This is a genomic window from Methylophaga sulfidovorans (assembly GCF_900114205.1).
GTDB lineage: Bacteria > Pseudomonadota > Gammaproteobacteria > Nitrosococcales > Methylophagaceae > Methylophaga > Methylophaga sulfidovorans.
This window is the reverse complement of record NZ_FOSH01000017.1, coordinates 58,551-67,090: the sequence shown is the minus strand read 5'-3', so window position 1 is coordinate 67,090 and position 8,540 is coordinate 58,551. Positions and strand designations below refer to the sequence as shown.

9 protein-coding genes and 1 pseudogene are annotated in these 8,540 nt (G+C 41.5%); 3 read left to right on the top strand and 7 right to left on the bottom strand.

Going from position 1 to position 8,540, the window contains the following annotated elements:
• The 3 genes and pseudogenes from BM232_RS14840 to BM232_RS12875 form a co-directional block, all read right to left on the bottom strand.
• Window positions 1-255, bottom strand: a pseudogene (locus BM232_RS14840) (hypothetical protein); the annotation flags it as partial.
• Window positions 256-863: 608 nt separating this feature from the next.
• Window positions 864-1,346, bottom strand: coding sequence for an Hsp20 family protein (locus tag BM232_RS12880; protein WP_091715434.1), 483 nt, complete (start codon window positions 1,344-1,346; stop codon window positions 864-866).
• 510 nt (window positions 1,347-1,856) lie between these two features.
• Window positions 1,857-2,591 (bottom strand): SDR family oxidoreductase, encoded by a 735-nt coding sequence (locus BM232_RS12875; RefSeq protein WP_091715432.1) that lies wholly within the window; start codon window positions 2,589-2,591, stop codon window positions 1,857-1,859.
• Window positions 2,592-2,704: 113 nt separating this feature from the next.
• Between BM232_RS12875 and BM232_RS12870 the strand changes: the two genes are divergently transcribed.
• Window positions 2,705-3,328: a TetR/AcrR family transcriptional regulator gene (locus BM232_RS12870; RefSeq protein ID WP_091715430.1), complete on the top strand. Its 624-nt coding sequence runs from the start codon at window positions 2,705-2,707 to the stop codon at window positions 3,326-3,328.
• Between the two features lie 36 nt (window positions 3,329-3,364).
• Window positions 3,365-3,676: a 2OG-Fe(II) oxygenase family protein gene (locus BM232_RS12865; RefSeq protein ID WP_091715428.1), complete on the top strand. Its 312-nt coding sequence runs from the start codon at window positions 3,365-3,367 to the stop codon at window positions 3,674-3,676.
• Window positions 3,677-3,715: 39 nt separating this feature from the next.
• Here the strand turns inward: BM232_RS12865 and BM232_RS12860 are convergent, their stop codons facing one another.
• Complete coding sequence (locus BM232_RS12860; RefSeq protein WP_091715425.1) at window positions 3,716-4,423, bottom strand: siderophore-interacting protein; 708 nt, start codon at window positions 4,421-4,423, stop codon at window positions 3,716-3,718.
• A gap of 14 nt (window positions 4,424-4,437) precedes the next feature.
• Window positions 4,438-4,929, bottom strand: a complete 492-nt coding sequence (locus BM232_RS12855; RefSeq protein WP_091715423.1) for a DUF2798 domain-containing protein — start codon at window positions 4,927-4,929, stop codon at window positions 4,438-4,440.
• 101 nt (window positions 4,930-5,030) lie between these two features.
• Here BM232_RS12855 and BM232_RS12850 point away from each other — a divergent pair, with 101 nt between their 5' ends.
• Entirely contained in the window at window positions 5,031-5,462 is a 432-nt protein-coding gene (locus BM232_RS12850) for a MarR family winged helix-turn-helix transcriptional regulator (RefSeq protein ID WP_091715421.1), read from the top strand.
• Window positions 5,463-5,558: 96 nt separating this feature from the next.
• On the opposite strand, the gene hslO is transcribed toward BM232_RS12850, so the two are convergent.
• Window positions 5,559-6,446: an Hsp33 family molecular chaperone HslO gene (gene hslO / locus BM232_RS12845; RefSeq protein ID WP_091715419.1), complete on the bottom strand. Its 888-nt coding sequence runs from the start codon at window positions 6,444-6,446 to the stop codon at window positions 5,559-5,561.
• Window positions 6,447-6,587: 141 nt separating this feature from the next.
• The gene (gene htpG, locus BM232_RS12840; RefSeq protein WP_091715417.1) at window positions 6,588-8,495 is read right to left on the bottom strand and encodes a molecular chaperone HtpG; all 1,908 of its coding nucleotides are present in this window, start codon (window positions 8,493-8,495) and stop codon (window positions 6,588-6,590) included.
• Window positions 8,496-8,540 lie beyond the last annotated feature (45 nt).

The window sequence follows — 8,540 nt, the reverse complement described above, 5'->3', positions numbered from 1 at the left end:
TAAGTGACGGTTTGAAAGTAATCTATCTGCTCGCTTTATGCGATGTTTTTCTTTTGCTGGAGAAGCAATGCCTCTTCCCAATGCTGTGACGGTAGCTGAGGCACCGTTCAATAGACTGTCAATGGCATCGGTTAATGCACACCTTCGGCGTGAATGCATATCAGGCGTGACAAGTGACATTGTTTTCTTCAATATAGGATGAACATTCATGGTGTTTTCGGCTGGTTGTATTTGTTTGGCGATAGATCTGATCACCAAATGCCATGAATGTTCCCTAACGTATCAACTAGACCATTGATTATTAGTAATTATTTGTGGGGATAGCTCAGGGTCAGAGCGTTTGATTTTCTGAAAACATACCCAGCAAGATCAATAACAAAACACTTTTGACTCTTAAAAAACCATTAGCATTAAGTTGAACTTGTCCGCACAAATAGGGACTTTGAAAAGCTCCTCTCCTCCTGTCTATTGCCGCTAAAAATTTACTGTATTTTATGGTTAAGTGGACACGTGTTTGAGCGAAGCGAGTTGGTATTCACGCCATAAAATACAGTGAATTTTTAGAGATAAGGTAATATCGGGTGCCCTTTGTTTATTTTAGGCATGCACAAATTCGTCTGGAACGAATTTGGACGCTAGGCGCCCGTAGGGTGAGTGACATGAATGTCACGAATCAAATAAAATGAACGCCTTGCGGCAGCTTGTCATTTTAAACAAAGAAACTATTCGTTGGGTTTCGTTCCTCTACCCAACCTACATACTACATACCCCATAGTTTTTGTTATAAAAATCAAACCATTATACAGCTTAACATATTCTCTTATAGTTTAAAGAAGGGTGCGCTTGCACGCACCCCGGTTGAGTTAGGCTGCTTTAGAAGTGTCAGCGTTTTTATCTTCCATATCATGTTCCAAAGCTTTGTTAACCGTTTGATTAATCGGAATCGATTTAGGCTTCATCGCTTCAGGAATTTCTTTCACCAGGCTGATCGTCAGTAAACCGTTGGAAAGATCGGCACCAGTCACTTCAACGTAATCAGCAAGGTTGAACTTACGTTCAAATGAACGATAAGCAATGCCTTGATGGAGATATTTACGCTCTTCTTTCGCCGCTTTTTCACCACGTACAGTCAGCACACTATTTTCAATCTGAATATCAAGCTCCTCTTGGGTGAAGCCTGCAACGGCTAGCGTAATGGCATAGCGGTTGTCCTCGATAAGCTCGATATTGTATGGAGGGTATCCACTGGACGTGGAGTCTGCGTTGAGTGCATGATTAATCAGTGATCCCAAACGATCAAAGCCAACACTACTACGATAAAGAGGAGTTAGATCAATTGCATTCATGGTATATCCTCCGTTAGAAGCAATATAAAACAAAAACAATCAATAGTGAGTGCCCCATTATGGGCGGCCTCTCACCTTATTTTTAATAAGGTTGACCTCATTAATTTTCAAGTCCTTTTATGAAATCGATTTAGCTAGTCACAATGCATAATGGCAGTGCGTTTTACACACTCTTGGCTTGTAGAGAGTCAATATTGGCTAGTCCCCTCTTTCATGATTGAATATTTTTATTCCTAAATGCCAAGTAATTAATCATTTAAATAGCCCCATGATTAAGCCATATTCTGTGTATGGGATCGTCTAATATTCAAATAGCGAAGCATAGTGATGAATGAAAATAAATGCGTTACATAGCAGATGAAAAATCAAACAATCTGGGCCTATTGATTTTCTGACCTGTTATTTTCATCGTATTACGTCTTCTTTACGCTTATGTCATCGGTCAGATAACATCATTTAGTTCAACCACGATGCCTTTTGCATCGTGGTTGATAAACACTAACATTCTATTTAAACCGAGAGAGAGGCATTCACGATCTTATCTGCAAAGTTCTGATATTCGGCTTCAAATTGTTTCGCCAGCACATCAGGAAATAGATGAAAGTCGCCTGATTCAAGTGCCTTGATAATGCCTTCTGATACTTCTGTTGCGGCAGGAGCGCCATCAAATCCGGCTTCAGCCCCCATATCTGTAGCAATAGGGCCAGGGTGGACACTTAAAACACGCACCCCTTTTTCACCGAACTTATCTCGTAAACCTTGCGTTAATGCATATGAAGCCGCTTTAGACGCACAATATGTAGAAATATCTGCAAATGTTTTTATCGAGGCAATGGAGTTCAGTTGGACTAATGCTCCCTGATTGGCTTCCAGTGTATTTGCAAAAGCCTTAGCAACGCGTAACAAGCCAAAAGCGTTTATATCTAATTCGCTTGTTAGAACCTCTTCTACATCATCACTGAGTGGCGATGCAAACTTCATTATTCCTGCATTATTCACAACAATATCGACATCACTTGCCTGCTCAGCTAACTGCTGAATTGATTGGGCATCAGAAACATCTGCTCGTAGAGTCGTTACTTTTTCGCCATATTTATCTTCTAATTCCTTTGTACTGTCAGGGTTTCGAACTGCTAAATAGACTTTCTTAGCGCCGTGCTCGATAAACGACTCAACAATGGCTTTACCAATTCCACGGTTTGCCCCTGTAATGAGTGCGACTTTGTTTTCTACTGTATATGTCATATGTATTCCACTTTATATTCAATAATAATATACCGATCGGTACATTTGATATAATGTATACCGATAGGTACAATAAGTCAAAGCAAATTTATACAATTTCAAGGTGAGCGCTGATGAGTGGTGGCAGGAAAAAAGATTTTGATAGTGAAGTGGCACTGCAGTCTGCGATGCACGTTTTTTGGGAAAAAGGCTATATCGGAGCATCGCTCAGCAATTTGACGGAACGTATGGGGATTAACAAGCCTAGTCTCTACAACACATTTGGAAATAAAGAAGCATTATTTATCCAAGCAACAAAGCTGTACTGTGATAATAAAATCAACTCACTCTCTGCACTACTAGCTGATAAAACGATTCCGTTAAAGCAGCGTCTTAAAAATTACATGATGTCAGTCTTATCAGTACAGTGTGAGTCAGAGCCAGCTAAAGGGTGTTATGTCGTTCAGTGTCAGTCAGAGGTAGCGAGCGGTGAAATTCCTAATGAAGCAAGTCAATTATTGATGCACGCAGGTGAAGCGGTAAAAGACTTATTAATATCAACGCTTTCAGATGATCAGGAATCAAAAGCCTTGGGCTTAGATAAAGAAGCAAAACAAAAGGCATTATGTCTGTCAGCAACACTGAGAGGGACAGCGACACTAGCACGTTCTGGTTACTCGAAGGACGAACTTGAGTATGTCATTGATCACAGCTTGAAAGGTATCGGGCTCGATGAGAATGCAAAAGACAGCGTCTAAGCTTTTACGATCCACAGCCATAATAGAGATGGGACGATGACTAAGGTTGTTAATAGAACATTACTTTATACGCAGCGATTCGCCATACACCTCGTGACATATAAAGAAGGGCATGCTGTTCCACATCACTTTGACCTTGTTGAAAATGGGCAATATTACAAACTCAATATTGTCATTGTAAAACCGAAAGAAGGCGGAGTATTTCAAACTGACGGATTGATATTTTCGATGATGGATCGCCTGTTCTTTTTTCGACCAGATTTATTTAGTCATCATGTGACAAAGATAATACGTGGTAAACGTATTGTGCTGAGTTTCGCATTTCATCTCAATGCGAAAGCCGCGTGACTCTTGACGAAAGCATATCGGCTAATGATTCTGACAACACTAGGCTTTCCAATAACCTGATGCGTAAGTTTGCTTATTCGTATATCCAGGCATATTCTTCACATACTTTTTAATAGCTTTCATCTGACTGCTTTCTGTAGCAATAAATATAGCAGGCTCACCTGATAACCAAGAAGTATTTTCTACCGCCATCAGTAGTGCATTTTTTGTTAAATCTGGATTAATCACCCAGTTGATTTTCATACCTTCAGGGCAATGGATAAGCTGTTTATCCTGCTCTGTTGGTACTTGTAAAAACGCTACGCCTATAGCATGTTTAGGCAACTTTTCCAGCGCAGCTGCCGCTGCGGGTAGTCCTGTCAGATCCGCAACGAGTAAATGCCAGTCTGCATCATAATTGGTGTATTTTGTATCTCCAGGACCAGCAATACCTAAGTAATCTCCTACCTTTGCATTGTTTGCCCAGTCAGTCCCTAAACCTTTGTGATCATTCACAGCGAAATCCACCGTCAGCACCTTGGTTTGTTGGTTAAAAGCGCGAATGGTGTAAGAGCGCATCCACTTTTTGAAGCCAGCGTATATTCCGAGTTTGGGCTTTGTTTGTCCAGGCTGAGGAAAGATTGCTTTAAAGTGTGCGCTTTCTTGATCAGGGGGAAAATCTTTTAAATCGTCACCGATCAAAGTGATACGTCGCATATGTGGCCCTAAATCTTCTATTTGAGCAACTTGTGTCATTCGCATTTTCATATTTATTCCTGATGTTAGCTTTTCATGAAGGCTTGTAGTTTGGGCTTAACGACCAGTGTCATAAGTATGGCGATCACCAAGCCCACTGGAATAGCAGCAATAAAATTCTGGCTCCATTCTGCTGTAAGCTGATTTAAATTACTAAGGCCTACCTGACTAACGGCTGTACTGGCCGCCATAGCTGATTCCATAAGTAATGCCATAACAATACCGATAATCAGGTTTTTAAAATGATCTGTCGCACTCGAGAGCAGTGCATGGATTAACTGACTAACGAGGCTCATCACAATAATGCCAATAGGTAGTGCTATCAGGCTGGCAAAGACAAAAGCTGATGTCCACTGATGTAGAAAGCTTTCGTTTCCATCCCCGTTAACAAAGGTCATTATGCCTGTCAGCGTGCCACTAATAGTAATCACGATGAACGCGATAATGGCTACTTTTTGATAGGTTGGTCGATTTCTGGAGCTCGATTGTCCAATAACACGTGGAGCAACTGCTGTCATATATTCTCCTTACATATTGCAGTTTTTCATAATGGTTGATAACATCAACTATAATTCAATATAGTTGATAGTGTCAACCTTTAAAAGAAAAGGAATTATTAATGACAGATATTAGTGCGATAGAGACAATACGGCTTTTAGCTCATGCGGTTAAAAAACGGCTTGCTCTTCAGTTAGAAGTTGAAGCATTAGGACTGGTTCCTATGCAAGTGAGGTTGATGAAGATAATCCATCGACGTTCGCCTTGTACGGCTTTAGATATAGCCAGCTTTATGCAGCGAGACAAGGCTCAGATCACGCGATTAATTAGTGGCTTACTAGAGCAAGGACTGATTGAAAAACACCCAAATCCCAAAGACAAACGGAGTCATTTTTTATTGTTGACTCCAGAGGGTGACAGAATACAAGAAAGCTTATCGAAGCTCATTGGGCAAGCCGAACAGTCAATGCTCGAAGGAATAGCGAAGAAGGACATGCAGAGCTTCTTCACTGTCACCCAAAAGATGCTTAAAAACCTGGAGAAAGATCAGTGATTAACGCTAGCGTGAAGATATTAAAGGCACTTTTTCTTTATTTATTTAATAGTTAATATGACGTGCATTACTGGGATTGGCGGTAACCTATCCCTGTTAATGTAAGGTGTTAGGATCACTCAATGAAGCGACGGTATTATTAAACAACTTAGCGACATCGACTTTATCGAAGATATAATGTTGGTTGCAGAACTCACAGGCGACTTCGATTTCACCTTCAGTGGCGATAATATCATCAGCCTCTTCCTGCCCTAACATAGCGATGGTTTCTTCAACTCGCTGGCGTGAGCAAGTGCAAGAGAAATGTAAATCTGTGGGTTCAAACAATCTGACTTGTTCTTCATTAAACAAACGATGTAATAAGGTTTCTGATTCTAAGGTCAGCAATTCTTCATCGGTAATCGTGCCGGCTAATTGGCTGATACGGAACCAGTCTTCTTCGGCATCCACTTGTTGGTTTTCTTCACTCGGTAACTGCTGTAAGAATAATCCGGCGACATTGTGTTCATTAGCTGATAACCAGATCTTGGTGGCTAATTGTTCTGAGTTTTCAAAGTAACTTTCCAGCGTTTCTGACAGCTTATCGCCTTGTAAACTGACCACGCCCTGATAAGGTTGTTTTGCCCCTTCCTGCTCAATGGTAATGGCTAATGTGCCTCCGCCCATCATGTCTGTCAGGCTGGCATCATCGGCAATATCGTCATTCCATTGTGCTAATGCGCGTAAGGTATTTTTACTGGTGCATTCCACCATCATCAGAGACACTGGCCCTTCAGAACGGACTTGCATAACTAAGCGACCGGTAATTTTCACGGTGGCGGTGAGTAATGCTGCTGCGCCCATCATTTCACCTAAGACATTACGTAAGGCTTGCGGGTAATCACGGCGATTTAACACTTCCTGCCAACTTTCCTGCAAATTGACCCATTCACCACGAATCGCTGCATTATCAAAAATAAACCGTTGTAAACAATCTGATTTCACTGCTGTGATACCTATTTCTTTGAGTTTGGGAGTGAGAGTGTGTAGCAAATCAGGTGATAAGAAATCACGATATTTCTCTCACCCAATAAAAAAGCCGGACAACTACTTGCCCGGCTATTCTATCGCATATGCGTGTTTTAACTAAGCAATCTTCAACAAAATTTCGTTGATACGTTTGACATAAGTGGCTGGGTCTTCCAGTTGTCCTCCTTCTGCCAGTAATGCCTGGTCAAACAGAATCGATGTCCAGTCAGTAAAGCGACTTTCATCCGATTCCTCTTTGAGTTTCACCACCATCGGATGCTCTGGGTTTAATTCCATAATCGGTTTAGTCCCAGCGACATCCTGACCAGCCGCTTTTAACATACGTTCAAGGTTCATACTCATATCGTAGTTATCCGCCACCAAACAGGCTGGAGAGTCAGTTAAGCGATGCGTGATACGGACATCTTTCACTTTATCATCAAGCGATTTCTTTACTCTTTCCACTAAATCTTCAAAGTTTTTATCCGTTTCTTCCTGCGCTTTTTTCTCTTCTTCGTCTTCCAGCTCACCTAGGTCTAAATCACCTTTAGCAACAGATTGCAGGTGTTTGTCATCAAACTCAGTCAGCGAATTCACTAACCATTCATCCACCCGATCTGTCAGCAATAAGACTTCGATACCTTTCTTACGGAAGACTTCCAAGTGTGGGCTATTTTTCGCTGCAGCATAGCTTTCCGCGGTGATGTAGTAAATCTTCTCTTGTTTATCTTTCATCCGACTCACGTAGTCTTCCAGAGAGACGGTTTGATCTGACGAGCCAGATTCGGTAGTAGCAAAACGGAACAATTTCGCCAGGGTTTCTTTATTGGCAAAATCTTCGCCCGGACCTTCTTTCAGTACTTGACCAAATTCTTTCCAGAACTCAGCATATTGCTCAGGTTCATTTTTCGCCAGTTTGCTGATTTCACTCAGCACTTTTTTCACTGATGCTGCACGAATGGTGTCAATTGTTTTGCTGCTTTGCAGAATTTCACGCGACACATTCAGTGGTAAATCATTGGTATCAATCACACCACGAACGAAACGCAGATAACGTGGCATCAGTTGTTCACTGTCTTCCATGATAAAGACGCGTTTTACATAGAGCTTGATACCGTGCATGCGATCACGGTCCCACATATCAAAAGGTGCTTTAGATGGGATATACAGCAGAGAGGTATATTCAATATTGCCTTCGACTTTGTTGTGACTCCACAGCATTGGGTCTTGGTAGTCGTGAGCAATTTGTTTGTAGAATTCTTTGTACTGATCGTCAGTGATGTCGTTTTTCGACAAAGTCCATAAAGCCGTGGCTTTATTGATGGTTTCATCACCTTTGTCGGCTTCATCAATTTCGCCATCTTCATTTGGCAAGGGCTCTTTTGCCATCAGGATTGGCAGATTGATGTGATCCGAATATTTAGTAATGACGTTACGCAGACGCCAGCCATTAGCAAACTCTTCTTCACCTTCACGCAAGTGCAATGTGATTTCTGTACCGCGTTGTGGTTTTTCAATGGTTTCAATAGTGAACTCGCCTTCACCAGCAGATTCCCACTGCACACCATGCTCAGCAGTCAGCCCGGCGCGACGTGTTTTTAGTGTCACTTTGTCAGCGACGATAAAGGCGGAGTAGAAACCGACACCAAACTGGCCGATTAATTGTGAGTCTTTGGTTTGATCACCCGTTAAGTTATCAAAAAACTTACGTGTACCGCTTCGTGCAATGGTACCGATATTTTCGATCACTTCTTCACGAGTCATACCGATACCGTTATCAGAGATAGTGACGGTATTTTTGTCTTTATCAAACTCGACACGGATATTTAATTCCGCATCATCTTCATAAAGAGCATCGTCTGATAACGCTTCAAAACGTAATTTATCAGCTGCGTCAGCTGCGTTTGAAACTAATTCACGTAAAAAGATCTCTTTATTTGAGTACAAAGAGTGAATCATCAGATTCAATAGTTGTTTGACTTCAGTTTGAAAACCTAGCGTTTCCTTATGTGCATCAACACTCATTGAAAAAATGCCTCCGTATGGCTATTTGTTTGAACATGAGAAGCA

Excerpts from the sequence above, each read along its gene's own strand:
- BM232_RS12880 (WP_091715434.1), bottom strand. The coding sequence starts at position 1,346 with ATGAATGCAATTGATCTAACTCCTCTTTATCGTAGTAGTGTTGGCTTT.
- BM232_RS12850 (WP_091715421.1), top strand. The coding sequence starts at position 5,031 with ATGACAGATATTAGTGCGATAGAGACAATACGGCTTTTAGCTCATGCG.
- htpG (WP_091715417.1), bottom strand. The coding sequence starts at position 8,495 with ATGAGTGTTGATGCACATAAGGAAACGCTAGGTTTTCAAACTGAAGTC.
- BM232_RS12860 (WP_091715425.1), bottom strand. The coding sequence starts at position 4,423 with ATGAAAATGCGAATGACACAAGTTGCTCAAATAGAAGATTTAGGGCCA.
- BM232_RS12865 (WP_091715428.1), top strand. The coding sequence starts at position 3,365 with ATGACTAAGGTTGTTAATAGAACATTACTTTATACGCAGCGATTCGCC.
- BM232_RS12875 (WP_091715432.1), bottom strand. The coding sequence starts at position 2,591 with ATGACATATACAGTAGAAAACAAAGTCGCACTCATTACAGGGGCAAAC.
- BM232_RS12855 (WP_091715423.1), bottom strand. The coding sequence starts at position 4,929 with ATGACAGCAGTTGCTCCACGTGTTATTGGACAATCGAGCTCCAGAAAT.
- BM232_RS12870 (WP_091715430.1), top strand. The coding sequence starts at position 2,705 with ATGAGTGGTGGCAGGAAAAAAGATTTTGATAGTGAAGTGGCACTGCAG.